The organism is Holdemania sp. Marseille-P2844, from assembly GCF_900120005.1.
In the GTDB taxonomy this organism is placed as follows: domain Bacteria; phylum Bacillota_I; class Bacilli_A; order Erysipelotrichales; family Erysipelotrichaceae; genus Holdemania.
Window position 1 is genome coordinate 534,708 of sequence record NZ_LT635454.1, and the last position, 22,329, is coordinate 557,036.

The 22,329-nt window shown below is 50.5% G+C and carries 16 protein-coding genes; 14 read left to right on the forward strand and 2 right to left on the reverse strand.

The genetic code is table 11. The annotated features are described in order from the left end of the window. Positions 1-12: 12 nt before the first annotated feature. The 13 genes from BQ7364_RS17215 to BQ7364_RS17275 all read left to right on the forward strand — a co-directional run bounded on the left by BQ7364_RS17215 (position 13) and on the right by BQ7364_RS17275 (position 18,231). Positions 13-699: a hypothetical protein gene (locus BQ7364_RS17215; RefSeq protein WP_072686028.1), complete on the forward strand. Its 687-nt coding sequence runs from the start codon at positions 13-15 to the stop codon at positions 697-699. A gap of 11 nt (positions 700-710) precedes the next feature. Continuing rightward, the gene (locus tag BQ7364_RS17220; RefSeq protein ID WP_072686030.1) at positions 711-3,206 is read left to right on the forward strand and encodes an LCP family glycopolymer transferase; all 2,496 of its coding nucleotides are present in this window, start codon (positions 711-713) and stop codon (positions 3,204-3,206) included. A 155-nt stretch (positions 3,207-3,361) separates the two neighbouring features. Beyond that, positions 3,362-4,252 carry a glucose-1-phosphate thymidylyltransferase RfbA gene (gene rfbA / locus BQ7364_RS17225; protein ID WP_072686031.1) on the forward strand — a complete coding sequence of 297 codons (891 nt, stop codon included), beginning with the start codon at positions 3,362-3,364 and terminating at the stop codon, positions 4,250-4,252. Positions 4,253-4,262: 10 nt separating this feature from the next. Further along, the gene (locus tag BQ7364_RS17230; RefSeq protein ID WP_072686033.1) at positions 4,263-5,165 is read left to right on the forward strand and encodes an NAD-dependent epimerase/dehydratase family protein; all 903 of its coding nucleotides are present in this window, start codon (positions 4,263-4,265) and stop codon (positions 5,163-5,165) included. Continuing rightward, positions 5,162-6,184 (forward strand): dTDP-glucose 4,6-dehydratase, encoded by a 1,023-nt coding sequence (gene rfbB / locus BQ7364_RS17235; protein WP_072686035.1) that lies wholly within the window; start codon positions 5,162-5,164, stop codon positions 6,182-6,184. Before BQ7364_RS17230 ends, rfbB begins: the two co-directional genes overlap by 4 nt. A gap of 12 nt (positions 6,185-6,196) precedes the next feature. Then, entirely contained in the window at positions 6,197-7,381 is a 1,185-nt protein-coding gene (gene glf, locus BQ7364_RS17240; RefSeq protein WP_072686036.1) for a UDP-galactopyranose mutase, read from the forward strand. Positions 7,382-7,616: 235 nt separating this feature from the next. Then, positions 7,617-9,071: an oligosaccharide flippase family protein gene (locus tag BQ7364_RS17245; RefSeq protein WP_072686038.1), complete on the forward strand. Its 1,455-nt coding sequence runs from the start codon at positions 7,617-7,619 to the stop codon at positions 9,069-9,071. Then, complete coding sequence (locus BQ7364_RS17250) at positions 9,064-10,041, forward strand: glycosyltransferase family 2 protein (protein WP_072686039.1); 978 nt, start codon at positions 9,064-9,066, stop codon at positions 10,039-10,041. The genes BQ7364_RS17245 and BQ7364_RS17250 overlap by 8 nt, the downstream gene beginning before the upstream one ends. A gap of 32 nt (positions 10,042-10,073) precedes the next feature. Further along, a complete protein-coding gene (locus tag BQ7364_RS17255; RefSeq protein ID WP_072686040.1) occupies positions 10,074-11,096 on the forward strand; it encodes a glycosyltransferase family 2 protein in 1,023 nt (340 codons plus the stop codon). 4 nt (positions 11,097-11,100) lie between these two features. Further along, complete coding sequence (locus BQ7364_RS17260) at positions 11,101-13,626, forward strand: YfhO family protein (protein ID WP_072686041.1); 2,526 nt, start codon at positions 11,101-11,103, stop codon at positions 13,624-13,626. A 31-nt stretch (positions 13,627-13,657) separates the two neighbouring features. Further along, the gene (locus BQ7364_RS17265) at positions 13,658-14,617 is read left to right on the forward strand and encodes a glycosyltransferase family 2 protein (RefSeq protein WP_072686042.1); all 960 of its coding nucleotides are present in this window, start codon (positions 13,658-13,660) and stop codon (positions 14,615-14,617) included. Between the two features lie 15 nt (positions 14,618-14,632). After that, entirely contained in the window at positions 14,633-16,177 is a 1,545-nt protein-coding gene (locus BQ7364_RS17270) for a polysaccharide biosynthesis protein (RefSeq protein WP_072686044.1), read from the forward strand. Then, positions 16,174-18,231 (forward strand): LamG-like jellyroll fold domain-containing protein, encoded by a 2,058-nt coding sequence (locus BQ7364_RS17275; protein ID WP_072686045.1) that lies wholly within the window; start codon positions 16,174-16,176, stop codon positions 18,229-18,231. Before BQ7364_RS17270 ends, BQ7364_RS17275 begins: the two co-directional genes overlap by 4 nt. Positions 18,232-18,347: 116 nt before the next feature. Here the strand turns inward: BQ7364_RS17275 and BQ7364_RS17280 are convergent, their stop codons facing one another. Together BQ7364_RS17280 and BQ7364_RS17285 are read right to left on the reverse strand one after the other, a co-directional pair. Beyond that, entirely contained in the window at positions 18,348-19,868 is a 1,521-nt protein-coding gene (locus tag BQ7364_RS17280) for an arylsulfotransferase family protein (RefSeq protein WP_072686047.1), read from the reverse strand. Between the two features lie 164 nt (positions 19,869-20,032). Beyond that, positions 20,033-20,779 carry an alpha/beta hydrolase gene (locus BQ7364_RS17285; protein WP_072686049.1) on the reverse strand — a complete coding sequence of 249 codons (747 nt, stop codon included), beginning with the start codon at positions 20,777-20,779 and terminating at the stop codon, positions 20,033-20,035. A gap of 111 nt (positions 20,780-20,890) precedes the next feature. Between BQ7364_RS17285 and BQ7364_RS17290 the strand changes: the two genes are divergently transcribed. Further along, the gene (locus BQ7364_RS17290) at positions 20,891-22,273 is read left to right on the forward strand and encodes an NAD(P)/FAD-dependent oxidoreductase (RefSeq protein ID WP_072686050.1); all 1,383 of its coding nucleotides are present in this window, start codon (positions 20,891-20,893) and stop codon (positions 22,271-22,273) included. The last annotated feature ends 56 nt before the right edge of the window (positions 22,274-22,329 follow it).

The following is a 22,329-nucleotide window of genomic DNA, read 5'->3' on the forward strand; positions in this document are numbered from 1 at the left end:
GGAGGAATGTTAGTGAGTAAGCAGGATAAAGCAAAAGCAAAACGCGCAAAGAAAAATAAACAGATTATTTATATGATGTTGGCGGCTTCTTTAGTCGTCGTTGCGGTTATGGGCTTTAACATCGTCCGGATTTCGTTAAAGAAATCCGCGGGTAGCGGAGAGGTCGTTGAAAAGACGAATACCTCATCGATGAAGAATGACAAGTATGTCATTGGAAATAATCCGACGCAGTTTCAGCAGGATGAGTTCAAGAAATTGACAGAGGCATTAAAAGGCGATGATCCACAAGAGATAACAGCCGCGGTTGTTCGTAATTTTATTGCCGATTATTTTACCTGGACGAACAAAGATGGTAATTATGAAGTCGGGGGTCTGCAATATATTTATGGCCCAATGTTTACCAGTTTTCAAGAACAGTCCCGTTGGGAGTTTTATAAAGATTTAGATTTATACATCAGTCAGTATGGTCGCGAAAATCTATTAGAAGTCACCGATATTACATTAACAGATGTAGTTTATGCAGGAAAATTTGAACATTATTCTGGAGAAGAATATGAAGCTTATTATGTTGAAGCAACGTGGAATTATAAGCCAAGTTCAAAAATCGATGTTAATAGTTTTCAGAAAACAGGGTATTTCACAGTCGTAGACAACGATGGACGCTATGAAATCGCGCAGTTCTTCGACCATTATGATTAAGGAGGTTGGTTATGACGAAACAGAATAAAATGAGTAAACGTAAACTTTCCAACATTAATCTTGTTCTGGCTGCCATCGCGATTCTGACTGATATTTTGATGGTCTTGGGCATCCTCAACATTACGCGTTACAGTAACTTCAGCAAGTCGATCTTCGTCCTCATTAACGTTGTGATTCTGGTAATTCTGCTGGTATTAAACGGCTTAATTGCTTACAACGCCTATGCGATGAAAAAGAGTATTCTCTATGTGACGATCGGCGTCTTGGTGATTGCGTTTTTATCCGGTGGTGCGTTAACCTATATTACGACCCGGGTAAACAAAAATATTGATAAGATTATCAACACGGGGACAACCAGTGAAAAAGTTGAAGTTTCCTTTGTTGTTTACAGTGAAAATGGAAATTTCACGGTCAATGATATTAATGATCTTGAAGGCAAGACCTTCGGTATCTTATCGAATACGGAAGAACAAGTCGGCTATATTCTTCCTAAGAAAGAATTAGAAGCGAAAAAAATCAATGTTACTTATCACGAATATGACGATTACAACAGTATGTTGATGGGACTGTTCGGTGGGGAGATTGACGCGGCAGCCCTGCCAAGCAACTATGTTGCGATGTTTGAAGTGAATGATGGATACAGTGAGTTCTTAGACAATACTAAAGCAATTTTGACTTTTGATAAGAACATTACAGTAACAACGGAATCCGGTTCGGATAAAGATATTACAAAAGAACCATTTACAGTGTTGATCATCGGTACCGATGAACAACGTTCTGACGCCTTAATGCTGGCTTCTTTCAATCCGCTTAGCATGCAGGTAACTCTGACCTCGATCGCTCGTGACAGCTATGTGCCGATCGCCTGTTATGCAGGGAAATCAGAAGATAAGATCACGCACGCCCGTGTCCGCAGCCGTCAGTGTACGATTGACACTGTTGAAGATCTGATGGATATCGATATTGACTTTTATTTTGAAAGTAACTTTGCAGGTGTCGTTGAGATGGTTGATGCTTTAGGTGGTATCATCATTACGAATCCGTACGAATTTGTAGGTCAGAGATCCGATGCTCGTGGGAAGATGACGGTCTGGGTTCCGGCTGGAACTAACCGATTAAACGGTGAACAGGCGCTGGCCTATGCTCGTGAACGTCATCTGTACGCTAACGGTGATTTTCAGCGGCAGGCGAATCAGCAGCAGGTCATTCAGGCAATTTTAACGGAAGCCATGAAACTGACTGACGTGAATAAGGCATTAAAAGTATTGGATGCGGCCGGAGATAATGTTTCTACGAACTTTACTGTAGATCAGCTGATCAGCTTATTTAATTATTCGATTAAGAAGATGAATCGCAGTTACGTCAAAAACGCTAACGTTATTAATATGGTAGGTTCTCGTGTAACCGGCTATGGATCTTCGAAATGGAATGAAAGCATGCAGCTGAATCTGTACATTTATCGTGTATATCAGGGATCGATTACGGATAACCGCAATGCAATCTTAAGAAATATTAACTTGGATTCTAAGATCGACGCGCCGAAAGCAATTTCGTTTAGTGCAAACTGGGTCTTCACAGCACCGACGTTATCGAATGAAACGTATTCAGAGCCGATTATTCATGATGAGGCTCCAGATACTGTGATTAACTTCAGCGGAAAACTATTGTCAGACGTACAGGCTTGGGCTTCTACTCGAGGGATTACAGTTAATGTCACCAAGGTCCATCAAGGTGAAGAAGGCTATGTTGATTCCTATCCGGAAAATATGGTTATCGCCCAAAGTGTCCGCGCTGGTATCAAGACGGAAAATGTAACGGAAATTACGGTCAGCGTTATTACGCATGAAGGGGCAACGAAGAATTGTCCTGCGAATTCCTACTATGATTCAGGTAAAAACGCCTGCGTCTGTGAGAATGGATATTATGCTAAGAATGATTCTGATTTGAACACCGGAGGTGCAGGATGTATTGCAAATCCGACAACGACACCTACGGTAACTCCTACAGTAACTCCAACAACAACCCCGACAACAACGCCAACCACTGATCCTACAACTAAACCAACGACGGATCCAACGAATAAGCCTCATGAACATACTTGGGGAGAATGGATCATTGATCAAGAGGCAACTTGTGACGCTCCGGGTAAAAAACATCGAGTATGCACACAAGATCCTGAACACACAGAAACCGAAGTCATTGCACAATTAACGGGAGATAGTTGTAAAGCACATGAACATGCGTGGACGGAAACTGGACGGCAGGATGCCACTTGTGATGCGGACGGTTATATTAATTACACTTGTACTTGTGGTCAAACAAAACAAGATGTGATTCCAAAGAGAACGGATTGTGAAGCTTCTCCCGACCCAACAACGGATACTTCAGATGGATCTGAAGACGGAAATAATGAAGGTGGGGAACAGACTCAAAACCCGGAAAATCCACCTACAGGTTTTATCTTCCCGAACCGATTCTTCAATCTATTCTCAAAACTCTTTAAGTAATTAAATCAAAAGAAGGCTGATGTATTCGGTCTTCTTTTCTTTATGCGTCACCGAAAGTGAATCGCTGAACTACTTTCAGAATTCAATGAATGAATGGTATTCAATGCTTAACTATGATAAAATAATGAGGAATTAAAGAGTTTGGGAGGAAATCCATGAAAGGAATTATTCTTGCAGGAGGCAGCGGCACCCGTTTGTATCCCCTGACGAAAGTCACATCCAAACAACTGCTGCCCGTCTATGATAAACCGATGATCTATTATCCCCTGTCGACGCTGATGCTGGCAGGAATCCGCGATATTCTGATCATCTCCACACCCCAGGATCTGCCCAATTTCGAACGCCTGCTGGGCGACGGAAGCCAGTTTGGAATTCAGCTGTCCTATAAAGTTCAGCCATCGCCCAACGGTTTGGCGCAAGCTTTCGTTCTAGGCGAAGAATTTATCGGCGATGAGGATGTCTGCCTGATTTTGGGAGATAATATATTCCATGGCAACCACTTCAGTGAGATGCTGGAAAGAGCCAAAAATAACAAAGGCCGCGCAACGATCTTCGGGCAATACGTCCCGGATCCAGAGCGATTCGGCGTCGTCGAATTCGATAAAACCGGCAAAGTCCTTTCTCTGGAAGAAAAACCGGAAACTCCGAAATCCAATTATGCCGTTGTCGGCCTCTATTTCTACGACAACCGCGTTGTTGAATACGCTAAGAACCTAAAGCCTTCAGCCCGCGGCGAATATGAAATCACCGATCTGAATAAAGTCTATCTGGAAAAAGGCGAAATTGACTGCGTCGTTTTTGGCCGCGGCTTTGCCTGGCTGGATACCGGGACGATCAGTTCGCTTGCTCAGGCCAGTGACTTTGTCAAAACCATCGAGGAAGTTCAGGGAATCAAGATTTCGGTTCCTGAAGAAATCGCTTTCTACAATCACTGGATTGACACCGACCAACTTTTGGCTTCCGCCGCTTCTTATGGGAAATCCCCCTATGGTGAACATTTAAGAACGGTTGCTTCCGGAAATTTTGTCACCAGCTACAACAAATAAAGGAGTCGCAATGAAAATCATACTATTAGGCTGCGGCTATTTAGGCTACAATCTCGCATCCCTGCTGAGTCAGAAAGCAGAAACTGAGGTCATCGGGTTACCCAGTCCCTACACGCCGCTGTGTTCCAACTTTAAAGAAATCAACGCCTTTTCGGCTAAAGATCTCGATCAAGTCGATTTTGAAGACGCTGTCGTCATTGATACCATTTCGCTGCTTGCCAACAACGCCCGCAGCGAGGATGAGGAAAAAACACTCCGCGGAGTTGAAGAAAAATACGAATTTCTGTTATGTCAGCTGAAGCAGCGCGGCGCGCGGCTGTTCATCTTTATGTCATCGGGGGGCACGGTTTACGGCAATGCCGCGGAGCCGATCTGCGAAGACGCACCGCTGCATCCGATCACTCTTTACGCCCGAAGCAAGACCCGCTGCGAACAGGTGATCCGCCAATCCGGTCTGCCTTATCTGATCCTGCGTCTCGCTAACCCTTACGGCGGGCATCAGACGACGGATAAGAAACAAGGCGTTATCCCGATCCTGATCGAAAAAGCGCTGAACCACGAAGCCTTTGAAATGTGGGCTTCTCCGCACAGCAGCCGCGATTACATTTATATCGAAGACTTTGCCTGGGCGATCCAGCTGCTTCTTGAACATCAAATCCAGAATGAAGTCGTCAATGTCGCTTCGCAAACAGCGACCAGCCTGACGGAAATCCTGGATGAAGTCCAGGAAAAAACTGGCCAGGCGATCGAGATTCAACATGTCAACAGCGAAGTCCCAGTCGTCGATCAGATTGTCCTCAATATCGAAAAACTGAAACGTCTGACCGGCTTCACAATTCAGACGACGATTCAGGAAGGCATTGCCAAAGAAATCAAACGGATAAAAAAAGAACAAGGGGGAATTCGTAAATGAAGTTTTTAGTTACAGGCGGAGCCGGTTTTATCGGCGGCAATTTCGCTCACTACATGGTCAACACCTATCCGGAAGACCAGATCGTCGTATTAGACCTTCTGACTTATGCGGGCAATCTGGAAACCCTGGAGCCGATCATGGAAAAGCCGAATTTTAAATTTGTCAAAGGCGATATCCGCGACCGCGAGTTGATTGATCACTTGTTTGCCGAAGAAAAATTCGACATGGTCGTCAACTTTGCTGCGGAAACTCATGTCGACCGTTCTGTAGAGGATCCAGAGGTCTTCATCACGACCAATATTCTCGGCACTCAGGTCTTGATGGACGCCTGCCGCAAATACGGCATCCAGCGTTACCATCAGGTCTCGACCGACGAAGTCTACGGCGATCTGCCGTTAGATCGTCCGGATCTGTTCTTCACCGAGGAAACGCCGATCCATACCTCCAGCCCTTACAGTGCGGCCAAGGCCGGCGCCGATCTGTTAGTTCAGGCCTATCACCGCACATTTAAGCTGCCGGTAACGATTTCCCGCTGCTCTAACAACTATGGCCCTTATCATTTTCCTGAAAAGCTGATCCCCTTAATGATCAGCCGCGCGCTGGCCGATGAAAGTCTGCCGGTGTATGGCGATGGAATGAACGTGCGCGACTGGCTGCACGTCTACGATCACTGCACGGCGATTGATCTGATTCTGCGCAAGGGCCGCGTAGGCGAAGTCTACAACATCGGCGGCCATAATGAAAAGACCAATCTGGAAGTTGTGAAGACGATTCTCGCCGCTTTGAATAAGCCGGAATCACTGATCCACTTCGTCAAGGACCGCCCGGGTCATGATCTGCGCTATGCGATGGATCCGACTAAAATTGAAACGGAACTCGGCTGGAAGCCTAAATATACGTTTGAGACCGGGATTCCGCAGACCATCGACTGGTATCTGACGCACCGCGACTGGTGGGAGCACATCCTGCAGGGCGACTATCAGAACTACTACAAAACCATGTATAAGGACAGACTGTAAAAGGAGATCGGAATGAAACCAGAAGTTATTGTTATCGGCGCGGGCTTTGCCGGCAGCGTCATCGCGGAACGCTTTGCCCATGTTGCGGGCAAACGTGTGCTCGTCCTGGAAAAACGCGCCCATGTCGGCGGCAACATGTACGACTATATCGATGAAAACGGCGTGCGCCGTCACGAATACGGCCCGCATATCTTCCATACCCATTCCCGCGAGGTCGTCGATTACCTCTCCCAGTTTACAGACTGGTATCCTTATCAGCATCGCGTACTCGGCCACATTAACGGCGTCGTTGCACCGATTCCATTCAATCTGACAACGATTGAACGCTCGTTCCCCAAAGAAAAAGCTGAGCGTTTAAAAACATTGCTGATCAACGAATATGGGATGGAAAAGAAGGTGCCGATCCTGCAGCTGCGCGCCAATGCCAATCCGGAAATTAACGAGCTGGCGGAATACATCTACGAACATGTCTTCAAATACTACACGATGAAACAATGGGGACAGACGCCGGTAGAAATCGATCCGGCGGTCACCGGCCGCGTTCCCGTTCATATTTCCTATGACGACCGCTATTTCCAGGATACCTATCAGATGATGCCGGCGCATGGATTTACCGGAATCTTTGAAAACATGCTGAAAAATGAAAAGATCGAAGTCCGCCTGAAGACCGACGCGAAGTCATGTCTGAAGGTCGATTTGGAAAACAAGCAGATTCTGTTTGAAGGCGAAGTCTTCCAGGGGCCGGTGATCTTCACCGGTGCGATCGACGATCTGCTTGACTATCCGTTAGGCGAGCTGCCATACCGTTCGCTGGAATTCGATATTCAGAGCCATCCGCATACCTATCAGGAAGCGGCGACTGTTAACTATCCGACCCCGGCCCAGCAGAACGCGTTTACCCGCATCACGGAATACAAACTCCTGATGCAGGCGGATCAGCAGCCGGAAGCGACGACCATCGCTGTCGAATACCCGCTGACTTACCATCATGATGGGGAAACCGGGAACATCCCGTACTACCCGATCGCCAAAGAAGAATGCCGCCGGCAGTATCAGGCGTATTGCGAGCTGATCCGCGGGATCGACAATCTTCATCTCTTAGGCCGACTGGCAGAATATCAATACTACAACATGGATGCGATCGTTGCGAAAGCCTTGCAAATGTTCAACAAATTAAACGAAACCTCGCACTCTTAATCGAGAGCGATTTGATCACGGAAACAAGCTGAACGAAAACGCCAAGCACGGATTTTCCCAGGGATAGGTGGTCAATCGAATTCGCTAAACGGAAATCTAAGCAGCAACATTGGCCTGTCCTGATGCGTGATCAATCCCCTAACCAGAAGCTTGGAAAAAAAGAAAGAAACAGGGAAACTGCGTTAACAATTCGCAGTTTTCTTCTATTCATGCTATACTAAATAAAGGTGATTTTATGGATAAAAAGATACTGCAAAACTATTTCTATAATATTTTATATCAACTGTTAGTCGTTTTGGCGCCGATGATTACGGTGCCGTATGTGACCCGGACGCTGGGCGCGACGATGCTGGGCATCAGTGACTGGACCGGCAGCAATGTTCAGTGGTTCGTGCTGTTTGGAATCATGGGCGTTTCGATCTACGGCAACCGGGAGATCGCGCGCGTCCGCGACGACCAGACCAAGATGTCAAAGACGTTCTTTGAGATCTTCACAATGCAGTTTTTGAGCATGTGCGCCTCCACGCTCGTTTATTTCCTCTACTTGTTTACCGTGCAGGACAGCGTGCGCTTGTACGCGACGATCCAGACGATTTCGCTGTTGTCAGTTGCCCTGGATATCACCTGGTTTTTCTATGGCGTCGAGGATTTCAAAACGGCTTCGATCCGCAACATGATCATCAAGATCCTGGGGATTATCCTGATCTTTGCGTTCGTGAAGAAACCTTCTGATCTGGCACTGTTCATCGTGATCAACGCCGGCTCCGGCGTGCTGGGCCAGTTGATCATGTGGACCCAGCTGAAGCAATATGTCAAGTGGACGCCGATTCATTTCAAAGATGTGCTCAAGCATTTCAAACCCAATCTCATGCTTTTCATCCCGCAGATTGCGACCAGCGTTTATACAATGCTGGATGTTTCGATGTTAGGCTACTTATACGCCGACGTCAGTCACGTCAGCTTTTATAACCAGGCCCAGCGGTTCATTAAGATGTTCCTGTTTTTCATCACGTCGATCGGCAGCGTCATGCTGCCGCGCATCGCCAACATCCACGCCAAGGGGCAGGATGAGGAAGTGCTGCGGTTTTTGCGCACGACGTTAAGGATGGCGCTGTATCTGGCCATTCCGATGATCGCCGGAATCATCTCGCTGATTCCTTATTTTATCGGCTGGTTCCTCGACGACACTTATCAGATCGTGACGCCGCTGATCATCTTTACGACGCCGATCATCCTGTTTATTTCCCTCAGCAACGTCTTTGGTACGCAATACCTTCTGCCGATCGGCCGGACGAAGGAATATACCCGCTCGGTGATCCTCGGCGCCTTGACGAATTTCTGCCTGAATGCCTTACTGATGCCGAAGTTCGGCGCTTTCGGCGCGATCACCGGGTCAGTCATCGCCGAGTTGATGGTGACGTTCACGCAATGGCTGTCAATCCGCGGTCAGCTGGATCTGGGTTTTCGCGTAAGAGAAGTGACGAAGTATGTCATCGCTTCGCTCGTCATGATGCTTCCCGTCCATTTCATCGGGGAAGCGATGGGTCCGCGATTTACGACCAACCTCATTCAGATCGCAGCCGGCGTCATCGTGTATTTTGGTCTGCTGACGCTGATGAAAGATGATTTCCACATGAATCTGATTCATAAAGTGTTAAACCATCGTAAAGGAGAAGCCGCCCATGAGTAAAGTCAGCGTTGTCGTTCCGGTTTATAACGTCGAAGATTATCTGGAAAAATGCCTGGATTCCTTAATTCATCAGACACTCGAAGAGATTGAGATTCTGTGCGTCGACGATGGATCGACCGATCATTCCAATGAACTGCTCTACATCTATAAGAACCGTGATCCGCGGATTCAGGTGCTGGAAAAACCTAATGGCGGATTGTCCGACGCGCGCAACTATGGCATGAAATTTGCCACCGCGCCGTATATCCTGTTTGTGGATTCCGATGATTTCCTTGAACCGCAGGCACTTGAAAAAGCGGCGGCGAAGCTGGATGAAACCGGTGCGGATCTCGTGATTTTCGATGTTTATCAATATTTTATGAAAACGCAGACCAAGGAAGTGATTGCCAACCGCTATTCCGGCGACCGCGTCTATACGCTGAAAGAAAATCCCGAAATGATCACGCGCATCCTTAACGCCGCCTGGAACAAGATGTACCGGCGCTCGCTGTTTGAGGACAACGGCATCACTTACCCGTTCGGTTATCTGTACGAGGATCTGGGCACAACCTATAAGCTCCTGTTGAAAGCCAAATCGATTGCGTTTGTCAATGAGCCGCTGTACAACTACCTCGCCGACCGGCCGGGCAATATCACCCAATCCTTTAATCAGAAGGCTTATCACATTCTGACAATGGCTGAGGAAACGATGAATTACTACCGGCAGGAAGGCGTCTACGACCAATACTATGAAGAACTGAAGTATCTGGCCTGCGTTAACATCATCGAAAACCTGAAGAAGACCCGCACGGTCAAAGACCGGAAGCTGGTCAACGAATACATCGACGCGTGTTTCGCGTTCATTCATAAGAATTTTCCGGACTATCCGGAGTGCAAATACCCGATCAACCGCCAGAAAAACGACTGGATCTACATGCGCCCACAGGTGCTGAAGGGCTATCTGTGCACCCGCAATTGGATCCGCCGGTAAAGCTGGATCGTGAAGTAAAGGAGAAACTGACCATGAGTAAAGTTACGATTATCGTGCCAATTTACAATGTTGAGGAATACGTCGCCAAGTGTCTGGATTCCTTGCTGCGGCAAACCTATTCCGACTATGTGATCTATGCCGTCAACGACGGATCACCGAAAAATGAACAGCCGATCATCGACCGCTACGCTGCGGCGTATCCGGAGAAAGTCGTCGCCATCCGCAAGGAAAACGGCGGCTATGGTTCTGTTTTGGAAATGGCAATCGCACGGCTGGATTCGGAATATTTCCTCGTCTGCGATCCGGATGATTACTTAGCGGACGACGCGCTGGAAACCCTGGTCGGCTTGGCGGATGCCAACCAGGCGGATCTGGTGATCGGCGCGAAGAATTTTATTTATTCCGACAGCGACGAACAGAAGTACGATCCGGCCTACAACACAAAATTTGCGACGCTGCAGCCGGGCCAGGGGTATGTAAAGGGCACGCCGGAATTTGAGAATCTGTTCTTTGTGGATCCCTCGCCGCACGCCAAGCTGTACCGGCGATCCCTGGCGGCGAACATTCAGTTTCCGCATAAAATCGGCTACACCGATAACCTGTTGTTTTACATCAGTCTGTTAAACGCTGAGAAAGTCGTCTATACCGACAAAGCGCTGGCGTATTATCTGATCGACCGGGCCGGCAACACGATGACCGATCTGAAGCCGCAGGTGATCGACGCGCACGCCCAGGTGTTCTCCACGATTCTGGATCAGGCGGAGCGCTGCGCTGCGGTTCCAGCGTTGTTTTATTACCGGATTTTTGAAGCCTATAAATTCTCATTTTATCAGCTGCGCCGGATCAAGGGCACACCGGCGGAAAAACTGGAACATGCCGAAGTTCTGTACCGGCTGGTTGAAAAGCTGATGCCTCACCGGGCCGCGATCCTGGAAGGGATGGCGCGCTTCGGCTACACCGGCAGCCGCGAGCGGATGAAGGATAAGCTGGTTCTGACGGCGGGGATTTCGCATCCGGTTTACCGCCGCTGGGTGAAATCCTTCGTTAAGGAGTAACGGAATGCGCCGACTGAGATCCATCCGCCGGCCGTTTTTCGCGTTTCTGGGCGCAGCCGTCCTGCTTTGCGGAATTTTCGCGGCGCTGGGCTTCGTTCCATTTGGCGGCCGTTCGCTTTTGATCAACGACCTGAACATTCAATATGTCGAATATTTGAAATATCTGCATACGGTCGTCACCGGGCAGAACAGCCTGACTTATGCGCAGGCGGCGGGCATGGGCGGCAGCTTCATCCCGATTTTTTCCTACTACTGCTCCAGTCCGCTGCAGCTGCTTCTGGCCTTGCTGCCTAACGATGCCATTTTGCTTTCCGTCAGTCTGGCGACCCTTCTGAAGCTGAGCCTGAGCTGCGGGACAATGATGTTCTATCTGGAGGATCGTTTTGGTCCGCGCCGGGTTCATGGCTTGTTCGCGCTGAGTTACGCACTGAGCGGCGCAGCGCTGGCGTATTCTCAATGTTTAATGTGGCTGGACGGTTTAATCTGGCTGCCGATGGTGCTGAGTGGTGTTGAACAGATCCTGCGGGGGAAATCGGCCAAGGGATTTACGCTGGCGGTAGCGGCCAGCGTGTTTTCCAATTACTACACGGCGATCATGGGTCTGATGTTCGCCTGTCTGATGGCGTTGACGCGCTATTTCAGTGAGGACCAACACGCGGTTTCATTTTGGACAGTCTTGAAGAAGGGCATACTCGGCATGGCGATCGGCCTGGCTTGCAACGGCTGGCTGCTGATGCCCAGCTTCTTATCTGTGATCAACAACCGGCTTGCCCAGCCCGCAGAGGCGCTGCCGCTTTTCAGCTTCGCCCGGCTGGCAGGATTGAACAATGCGTTTCCAGGTGTGCCGGCTGTGACGCTGGGGCAGGAGATCACGTTTGATTACGCCGGATTGTTGTGTCTGATCCTCGTCTTTTCTTCATTTTTCCAGCGGCTGCGATCAAACCGGAAGAAGCTCGTCGATGGTCTGACGCTGCTTTTCTTTGCGGCGTCGGTGTTCTTCACGCCGTTGTATAAGCTCTGGCATTTTCTGTCGATGCCCTATGGTTTCCCAACGCGGTTCAGCTTTGTGATCGTGTTCTGGCTGATCGCCGCGGCGGCGGACGCGTGGGACACGCGCGACAAGAAGTCGCTAGCCTGCGGGGCACTTGGTGTCTTGCTTCTGTTGGTCGCGAATGGAACGATGACGCTGCCGGCCAAGCTGATCGCCGCCGGGTTCATCGCCGGGATCACGGCGCTGCTGTGTCTGGGGTTTCAGAAAGCGCTGGCGGTCACCGTCGCAGCCGAGCTGACTTTCGCGGGCGCTGCCACATTCATTTCACTGGATCGGGATAACGTCTATGACGGCTATGCCTCGGCCCAGGCAGTGCTGGACTATCAAAACGAAGTGCGGACCGCCCTGGCAAGCTTTGCGTCTGAGCCGGGCTACCGGATTGAAAATCTGTCAGCGCGCAATCAAAACGAAGGGCTGGGCTATAACTACCCGAGCATCTCACATTACTCGTCAACCTACGATAAGAAGGTCAGCGATTTCCTGGAACATTACGGCGTCAGCCACCGGATGTTCGGCAGCACCTATCACGGCACGACGCTGGCGCTCGACGCATTTCTGGGCATTCGCTATGTGCTGCGGGAAAAAGGCGCCGTTCACGTTCAGGTCCAGACCGATCATTACCGGAAAATTGCGGAGACTGAAACCTTCGAGGTGCTGGAAAATCCCTACGCGCTGCCGCTGGGATTTGTCATTGACGATCATGATGAGACGCCGGTGCCTCAGACCTATTCGATTGCCGCGCAAAACGAGCTAATTCGGCTGTGCGGCGGCGAACCGCTGATCACGCGGCTGGATGATCCCGACCTGTTTGTGTGGGATGGGGATGAATTGAGCCGCTCGCCGCTGATTGTGGCGAAGCGGCCGGAGGCGGAAACCTCGGTCGCGATTTACACCCAGTCCTTGAATGAGGAAGATCCGCTCTATCTTCAGCTGCCTTTTGAAACGGATGAAACATGGTTTCAGCTGTGGATCAATCAGAACTATGCCCAAGACGATCATACCGGAATCAACGCCGGCGCACTGTATCTGGGCGCCTATCCGCCGGGACAGGATATCCTGATTCAGCTGGTCGTGCGCGATCAGCTGCTGCGCTTAACCCGGGCCGAGGTTTATTCCCTGGATATCTCGGCGTTAGCGCAATGGACACAGAAGCTGCAGAAACAGGCGGCACAGGATATTCAGATTCACGGCTCAACGATTACGATGCACGTTCAGGCGGAAGCGGGGCAGCGGCTGCTGACAACGGTCCCCTATGATAAAGGCTGGCATGCGGAAATCGACGGGCAGCCGGCGGCGGTCACGCCGTTTCAGAACACGTTCATCGAACTGCCGCTGAGTGAGGGCACCCATGAAATCAAGCTTGTTTTCCGTCCCCGCGGACTGACGCTGGGGCTGGTGATCACCGCCGGCGGCATCCTGACAGCGCTGGCCTGCGCGGGGGCAGAACGAAAAAAACGAACTGTGAAGTCACGATTATGATATACTTATTTCATCAGACAGGAGGAACGCTGTGGAACCCAAAATTACTGTGATTGTGCCCGTTTACAACGTGGAAAAATACTTGCCGGAATGTCTCGATTCGTTAGCCGGCCAGACCTATAAAAACTTGCAGGTGCTGGTGGTCAACGATGGTTCGACCGATTCCTCCCCGCAGATTATTGAAGACTATGTGCGTCGGTTTCCGGATCGTTTCGCGCAGTTGAATAAACCCAACGGCGGGTTGTCGGACGCCCGCAATTTCGCGATCGGCAAGGCCGAGGGCGAATGGATTGCCTTCCTTGACAGCGACGACTGGGCCGATCCTGAGTATTACGCGAAAATGGCGGAAGTCATGGCGCGGGGCGCGGACGTCGTGGTCAGCGATATCGAATATTTTTATGAAAACGGCCAGCCGTCCTGGATCATGCCGGGGCTGAATCCGCATGTCTTCGACAGCCCAATAAAGGAGGCGTTTCTATCGCCGATGTTCGCATGGAACAAGCTCTACCGCGCGGACTTTTTCACCCGGAAGCATTATCGCTATCCGCTGGGCACCTGGTATGAGGATATCCCGGTCACGATGCCGATCTTCGCGCAATCCCAAACGATCGGAATTCAGCACGAGGCGCGGATTCATTACCGCCAGCGGGAAGGTTCGATCATGTCCGTCACCAAGAGCGAGCGGCTGAAGGAAATCTTTCCGGTCATGAAGCAGGTCCGCGATCAGTTTGCGGAAATGGGCCTCAGCGAACGGTATCACGATGAGCTGGAATATTTACATATTGAGCATCTGCGTCTGTACGGCATGTTCCGCTTTCTGCGCTCGCCGCTAACCAGCGAGCTGAAAGCGATGAGCGACGCCGTGATGGCGGAGTTTTACCCAAACTGGAAAAAGAATCCCTACATCCGCAATTTAGGCTGGAAGGATCAGCTGTTTTTGAAAACCTTCGGCAGTCTGACGCTGCCGCTCTACAAATACGTGATTCATTAAGATTAGGAGGAGCTTATGCGCACAAAATATTCGTTTTACAATTTTTTGGTGAGCCTGATCACCAGCGTCGCTCTTCCGATTTTCGGATTTATCAAGGTGCGGATGTTCATCGACTTGTACGGCAGCGACCTCAATGGTCTGCAGCTGACGATCATGAACGTCATCACCTTTCTGAATGTCTTTGAGCTGAGCTATTCGCTGGCTTTCCGCCAGCTGTTGTTTAAGCCGCTGGCCGAGAACGACCGGGATCGGGTGCTGTCGATCTATAACGGCGCCGTCAAGGTGTTCCGTTTTACCGGCATGGCGGTCTTGGCTGTCGGCGCGCTGACCGCGCTGTTGTTCCCGATGTTCGCCGAATCGCCGCTGGGCTATGGCGAAACGGTGACGATGTTTTTAATCCTTTGTGTTCCTTTTGGTTTGTCTTATTTCCTGATGGGACCGAATTTTGTCATCATCGCCGATCAAAAGGAGTACAAAATCAACATCTGGATCCAGACGATCGCCATTTTGCGGATGGTGCTGATGGTCGGCGTCATCCTGCTGAAGCTGCCGTATATTTATATCTTCTTGATCGAAGGCTTGCAGGTGTTCATCGCCAACTTCATCGCCCGCCGGATCGCTTTGAAAAACTATCCGTGGCTGAAGGAAAACAAGCAGCTGCCCTATGACGACGCGTTCCAGAAAAACGCCAAGTATACGATTATCCAGCGCCTCTCGACGCTGGCCACCAACAATACGGACAACCTGGTGATTACCTTTTTCATGGGCTATACGATGACCAGCGTCTATGGCTCTTACAGCTATCTGACCGAGTCGGTATCCAAGATCATCAACTCCGCGATCACCTCGCCGATTAACAGCTTCGGCAACCTGTTCAACGATTCCGGCGCGGATTCGTACAGCGTCTTTACGGAGTTCTTTAACTTCGCCGTGTATATCGCATCGATCATCGGCGTGTGCATCTTCGTTGTGATCGGACGGTTCGTTTTGATCTGGATGAAGATGCGGCCGGAGTATTCGGTGACGATTCTGATTGCCTTCCTGTTTGCGATCAATATTTTCTACATGACGATGCGCGAGCCGATCATCATCTGCCGTGACGCCAACGGCTTGTTCAAAGACGCGAAAAACAATGCTTATTTACTGGCGATTTCCAAGGTCGTCCTGTCGATTGCGCTGATCCAGCCGTTGGGGATCGCGGGCGTGCTGGCGGCGACGATGCTGACGAACTGGACTGTTGATTTCTTATACAATCCGGTTCTGGTCTATAAAAAAGTGTTCCATCTGAATCCGCTGCGCTATTACAAGATGGTGTTTACCCGGCTGGGCGTAGCGATCCTGATCGGCGCTGCGGCGTATGCCGGCTGGCAGACCCAACAGGCGTTCGTGACGTCTTCGACCCTGCATTTTTTGATGGGATGCGTTGCCTTGGGATTGATCGTGTTTGTTGTCTTTACGATTGTTTACTGGTTCTCCTACGCCTCCTTCCGCAAACTGATCCAGCGCGGCTGGCGTTTGATCCGGCATAAGATGAACAAGAACAAAGAGGTGCAGGCATGAAAAAAATGATTCAATGGCTGTGCGGCTTTTGTCTGTTAGCGGGATTGCTGAGCGGCTGTCATACCAAGTTTATTCAGGATCAGGTGGAGATCTACGCACCGGAGGATCCGGAGCTGTTCAGCATCGCGGGAATCGACGCGCAGGGCTATCGTCTGGATGCCCAGACCGAACACCGGGTTCAATCGCAGATTCTGCGCAGTTCCAAGAGCTTTACGATTTCGTTCTGGTTTAAAACGGAAGCGAACTTTGAGTGGACGACGCTGCTTTCGATGGGCCGCGACGACCGGCATGTGATGCAGCTGGCGACTTCCGGCAATCCAACCGGCGAGCGCTGCGGACTGAATTATTCGATTCAGTCGGGAAACAAAGCGTACCGGGTTATCTCTGCGAAGGAAGCGACGGTTGAAACCGGCATCTATAACCATATCGTGCTGACCCAGGAGGGCAACACGGTCACCTTGTATCTCAACGGCGAGGAAACCGCGTCGGGCAATGTGGCCAGGCAGGTGAAACAACTGCGGACAGACGAGCTGATCATCGGCAAGAGTTTGATCTACAACGACCCGCAGGCGGAAGGCACGTTTCAGGATTTCCAGATTATCAATCAGGCTTGGACCGCCGAGGAGGTCCTGGCGGAGTTTGACCGTTTCTATCCGAAAGCTGTGCTGGATACGTTCCATTTCAGCAATCAGGACGATCTGACCGGCAATCTCTGGTTTGCCGAGAATCCGGTGCGTGATCTGTATTTCAGCTGGTCCAGCGATAAGCCCAAGATCATTACTGATCAAGGCAAGCTGACGAAACCGACGGCGGCGCAGGGCGATCAGGAAGTAACGATCACCGCGAAGGTGGAACATAAAGGGCAGATCTTTACCAAGGACTTCAAATTCGCGGTGCTGGCGGATTCGCCGAAGACGCGTTTAAAGCGTGACCGGATCGCCGTGAATAACGACTTCCAGCCGCTGATGAACGAAAACGATGTGCTGCCGGCTGCGGCGGAAAATGGTTCACTGCTCGAATGGACAGTGCTGTCCGGCGGGATTGAGCTGCAGGAAAACCGGATTGTTAAAACCGCGGCTTCGGAAAAGGTTAACGCCCGGCTGCGGGTTACAATCCGGCAGGGAGAGCTGAGCGAAACAATCGAACGTGATGTCGTCGTGCTTGACGCGTTTACCGGGTATGTGCTTTCCTATTTTAACGGCGAGCTGGGCGAGGAGCGCGGCAAGCTGGCTTACAGCCGCGACGGGCTGCATTGGACTGATCTGAATCAGGGGGAAGCCGTGCTGAGCTCTGAGCTGGGCAATGGCCGGATCCGCGATCCGTTTATCGGCCGGGATCGAGATGGAAATTTTGTGCTGCTGGCAACGGAGGGCTTTGACAATCCGGATATTTATCTCTGGCGCAGTTCGGATTTAGTGACGTTTACCGATCATCAACTGGTGCCGGTTTCACTGTGGGATCCGTTTTTAAAGATGAGCGGGACCCGTGCCTGGGCTCCGGAAATGAGCTACGACCCGCAGCAGGATCTGTATTACATTTATTTCTCTGATCCGACGGAAAAGGATGAAAGCGCGCTGTATTATGTGACGACGCGGGATTTCGAACATTACAGCTATCCGGGCAATTTCTTTAAACCGGGCTATACCGTGATCGACGGAACGGTGCTGCAGACACAGGGAAAATACTGGCTGTTCTATAAGGATGAACGAAAAGCGGCGCAGACGATTTATTACGCGTCGACGGACGCGCTGTCCAAGCTGTTCGGCGAAGCCTATGATCAGGAATTCCTGTTTCCGCTGCGGTTTATGGAAGGTCCGTTCGTCTTCCCAGTCAACGGCGAAGATCAATATTACCTGTACGAGGACTATTACCCGTACGGAACCTTCCATGTCGCGCAGTTCTCAACGCTGGGCGAAGACAGTGATCTGCGCTGGCTGGAAGAATCGGAATATACGCTGCCGAATGAGGATGTCCGACATGGATCGGCCACGCCGGTGACGGAGCAGGAATTGCAGCGGCTGCTTCAAGCCTATCCGCCAGCTCTGATCGATTAAAATGAAAAAAGTCAGGAAGAGAAAAAACCACTTCTTTGCCTGGCTTTTTAATATGAAAAAAATGGAAGCAAAGTACGAGAATTCCAGTTCTTTCCTGTGGATGTAAAAACGCATTTCTACTTGAACTTCACAACCCGGTAGCTGTATTGTCCATACGCCGGAATCATTTCCGCAATGACCTCCCGGTTCTCAAAGTCGATCTCGCTCATTAAGGAATGGACGCTGCCCGTGCCCCAGCCGATCACATAGGTGTCCGCTTCGGTCTTCATCACCGAGCCGGTCGCAAACGAATATTTTCCCGCAACGATCCTTTCCTGAAACGATGTCACGGACTGATTCTTTTCATTCAGCTTGAATTCCAGAATCCGCGTCTGTTCGTTGGCGTTGCCGTTATCAAACAGAAGCAGTGTTCCCGCATCCGTCAGCTTGGCGTAATGCTGACGGGAGAACCGCTGGTCCTCGGTTAACCCGAAATCATCGCCCAAACCGCCTAAAGTCCAGAGAATCTCGCCGGTCTTCCGGTCGATCTTTAATACCTCGTCCAGATTGCGGAACGAAGCGATCACATGGCCGTCGCTTGGGTCGACGCACAGGCTGTTGATATGCGCGTAATCCGCGGCATAATAAGTATCGTTGGTATTGGTATAGTCGTTGTTTTCCACAGATTGTTTCAACAAGGCCGGATGATCGCTGCTGCACCACTCAAAGATGACCTCGTCATCCTGAATTTCCTGAATCAGCGCCGCCTTGATCCGGACATACCGCCGTTCACTGGACATCCATATATTCTGATCCACAGAACCGGTGATCAGATAATGATTTTCTCCCAGCATCAGAAATTCATGATTTTCACACATTCCGCCTGATGGCAGCGCCTTGGAAGGCAGAAGTTCAACTTGTTTAACCGGCTGATATTGATTATCCAGAATGTTGATGTGACCCACTTGCACGCCCCTGTATAACAGATGATTGGAGACATCTGCCGTTGGTTCAAAGAAGGAGTAATAGATAACGCCGTCAATTTCATGTTTTTGAAAGTTCATGACCGAGCCGCTCTTATTATAGAATCCGCGGTAGTAATACAACAGCTGTCCGTCATTATCCATTTTAAAGATGTAGGAATCGCCGTCATCATTCATCAGATCCCCATAGAAATCCCCTTCGCTGCGGCTGTGACCCGTAAACTGCACGGTCGGAAAGCTGTCCGGCAGCGTTTGAATGGTGACGCTGCGTTGGCAGTCTCCTTTGCGGATCGTCAGCGTGGCGGTTGTCTGCGGACTGAGCTGATCCACTTCGATCATGGCCGGGGATGACAGCTTCTGACCATTCCAGCTGAGCTGAAGATTCCGGTCGCTTGTCGTCCAGGTCAGGATGTTCGCCGTCTCACAGCTTAAGGACACTGGCGCGGCGATCGGTGCGGTTTGGGAGAGATCCAGCGAGAGCGGCAGACCATTGATCTGAATTTCCAGATCGCTGGTCGTCAACAGGTCGCCGAGATGGCTGCCGTCAGCGCTGATGCTGACAACACAGCCCGCAGCTTCCTTGGACGAAAAGCCCACAACAGCGAAAAAAAACAAAGCAGCGCCGAATAACCCCCAGGGTAAAATTCGAAGCAGAAGGGATCGATCCAATTTCATGTCTGTTCACCTCATGAAATTATTATAAAAAACAATCATGAATTTCGTGTGAAATATGTCATAAAAATGTAATAATTTCGAAATAAATGTTAAAAAAGAAATTGGCTATCCGCAGCCTGAGAAAAGACTGGGATAAACCAATTTCATATTTCATACGGGTAATTTTAATCTTCAACGGTTTCTGCCGCTGGCGTCGCTTTACGAATCACGATCTGATCGTTCAGATACAACTGAATCAAGGCGAGCGCTTCCTGACAGACACCTTCATCCTCAAACATCACATGATGACCATTTTCAATGATAAACATCTGTTTCTGCGTTGCCGGCATCCGTGAAAACGCGATTTTGGAACTCTGCGGGGAGACAATCCCATCTTGAGAACCATGAATTAACAACACCGGGCAGGTGAGCCGTGAAGCATAAGGCCGGAATTGAACGACCACGTCGATCAGCGTCTGAAAGAAATTCGCAGGCAGGCCGTTGAAGTTGGCGATCTCCTGCGGCGAATCCAGATGCGTGAAATGCGTGATCAGCGACGCCAGAATATTTCCGGTATTTTTCAGATTGATCAGATCGAAGGCTGGCGCGACCAGAATCAGCTTTTCCACCGGAAGCATCGAGGCGATCCAGCTGGCGATCACGCCGCCCATCGAAAATCCGCCCAGGATGACCTGACGTTGTTTTAACAGTTCCTTCTCAACGACGTGCAGCGCCCGGTTGGCCCACAGGATTCCGTTGGAATCCCTGGGATCTTCGGGATCGAAAAGCTCGGGCATGAGAATATCGTAATCATGTTCAAACGCTTTTTGAAACGCCTCCAGCTCGCCTGTCCGTTTTCTTCCAAAGCCATGCAGGAAGATGATGACCGGCCGTTTGGCGCGCGTTCCTTTCAGCTGTTTTTCAAGAATCATTTTGTTTCCTCCAATTTTGTCCTATTATATCATACAAACATTGGGAATCCCTCTTTTTTGTGCTAAAATGAAGGTCGGGAAAAGGTCTTAACAGAAAGGCAGGAATGAGGGTTGAATTGTAACAACAAGTATGATGTCGTCATCATCGGCGGCGGCATCGGCGGACTGATGTGCGCTTATCGCATTGCCGAGCGGGATCCAAAGGCGTCGGTTTTGCTTCTGGAGCGAGGATTGGATTTAGAGCATCGCCAGTGTCCGATCATTTCAGGAAAGGCGGATAAATGCCTGAAATGCGAGCCTTGCGCCGTAATGGAAGGCATCGCCGGGGCCGGCGCGTTTTCCGATGGCAAGTATATCATTTCAACGGAATACGGCGGATGGCTGCCGGATTTCATGGAACCGGCCAAGGTCATGGATTATATCGAACAGGCGGATCAGGTGCTGATGCGCTTTGGGGCGCAGAAGGAACGATTTGTGCCGAACGATGAATTAAAGCAGCTTTGCCTGCGCTACGATCTGCACATGCAGCAGGCGCAGCTGAAGCATTTGGGAACGGACGCCAACCTGAAGACGATGCAGCGCTTAGTCGACGATCTGAAGCAGCGCGTTCAGATTGAAACGCTGTGCACCGTCACGGATGTCAACAAGGAAACCCACGAGGTCTTCTTTACCCACCGCGGCAAGCAATACAGCGTCGTCGGCGATAAAGTGGTCTTTGCGGTTGGCCGGGCGGGCAGCCGGGTTTTCCTGGACTGGTGCAAGCGCAACGGCGTGGCCTGCGCGAACAATCAGGTCGATATCGGCGTGCGCGTCGAATTGCCGGCGATGGTGTGGGAACACTTCTCCAGGAAAATTTATGAGCCGAAGATCCTGTACCGCTCGAAAGCATATGGCGATACGACGCGGATGTTCTGCTTCAATGAGCGTGGCTTGGTCGTTACGGAGAATACCGACGGCGTGCTGACGGTCAACGGCCATGCATACAAGGAGCTCGACCGCAAGACGGACAATTCCAACTTCGCTCTGCTCTGCACGATCCGGTTTACCGAACCGTTTAATGATCCGATTGATTATGCCCGCTACGTCGCCTCACTGGCGAATAAGATTTCCGGCGGCAGCGTGCTCGTGCAGCGCTTGGGCGATCTGGAAAGCGGCCGGCGTACGGATGAGAAACGCTTGAAGCAGTCGACGGTCAGACCGACGCTGAACGCCGTGCCGGGCGATCTGAGCCTGTGCATGCCGAAGCGCCAGCTTGACAACATCATTGAAACGCTGCACGCGCTCGATAAAGTTGCACCGGGTACCGCAAACTATGATACGCTGCTGTACGGCGTGGAATGCAAGTATTACTCCGCCCGTCCGGACTGCGTTGACTTTGAGATCAAAGACTGTCCGGGAATTTACGCTTTAGGCGACGGCGCAGGCTTTACCCGCTCGCTGTCCCAGGCGGCGGCCAACGGGCTGATCATCGGCGAAATTTTGACTAAAAAATAAATCAATTCCATTGCCGAAGGCCCATAAATTGACTATAATGAACATGAAAGAAAGAG

Excerpts from the sequence above, each read along its gene's own strand:
- BQ7364_RS17250 (WP_072686039.1), top strand. The coding sequence starts at position 9,064 with ATGAGTAAAGTCAGCGTTGTCGTTCCGGTTTATAACGTCGAAGATTAT.
- BQ7364_RS17245 (WP_072686038.1), top strand. The coding sequence starts at position 7,617 with ATGGATAAAAAGATACTGCAAAACTATTTCTATAATATTTTATATCAA.
- BQ7364_RS17275 (WP_072686045.1), top strand. The coding sequence starts at position 16,174 with ATGAAAAAAATGATTCAATGGCTGTGCGGCTTTTGTCTGTTAGCGGGA.
- BQ7364_RS17285 (WP_072686049.1), bottom strand. The coding sequence starts at position 20,779 with ATGATTCTTGAAAAACAGCTGAAAGGAACGCGCGCCAAACGGCCGGTC.
- rfbB (WP_072686035.1), top strand. The coding sequence starts at position 5,162 with ATGAAGTTTTTAGTTACAGGCGGAGCCGGTTTTATCGGCGGCAATTTC.
- BQ7364_RS17230 (WP_072686033.1), top strand. The coding sequence starts at position 4,263 with ATGAAAATCATACTATTAGGCTGCGGCTATTTAGGCTACAATCTCGCA.
- BQ7364_RS17220 (WP_072686030.1), top strand. The coding sequence starts at position 711 with ATGACGAAACAGAATAAAATGAGTAAACGTAAACTTTCCAACATTAAT.
- BQ7364_RS17270 (WP_072686044.1), top strand. The coding sequence starts at position 14,633 with ATGCGCACAAAATATTCGTTTTACAATTTTTTGGTGAGCCTGATCACC.
- BQ7364_RS17280 (WP_072686047.1), bottom strand. The coding sequence starts at position 19,868 with ATGAAATTGGATCGATCCCTTCTGCTTCGAATTTTACCCTGGGGGTTA.
- rfbA (WP_072686031.1), top strand. The coding sequence starts at position 3,362 with ATGAAAGGAATTATTCTTGCAGGAGGCAGCGGCACCCGTTTGTATCCC.
- glf (WP_072686036.1), top strand. The coding sequence starts at position 6,197 with ATGAAACCAGAAGTTATTGTTATCGGCGCGGGCTTTGCCGGCAGCGTC.
- BQ7364_RS17260 (WP_072686041.1), top strand. The coding sequence starts at position 11,101 with ATGCGCCGACTGAGATCCATCCGCCGGCCGTTTTTCGCGTTTCTGGGC.
- BQ7364_RS17255 (WP_072686040.1), top strand. The coding sequence starts at position 10,074 with ATGAGTAAAGTTACGATTATCGTGCCAATTTACAATGTTGAGGAATAC.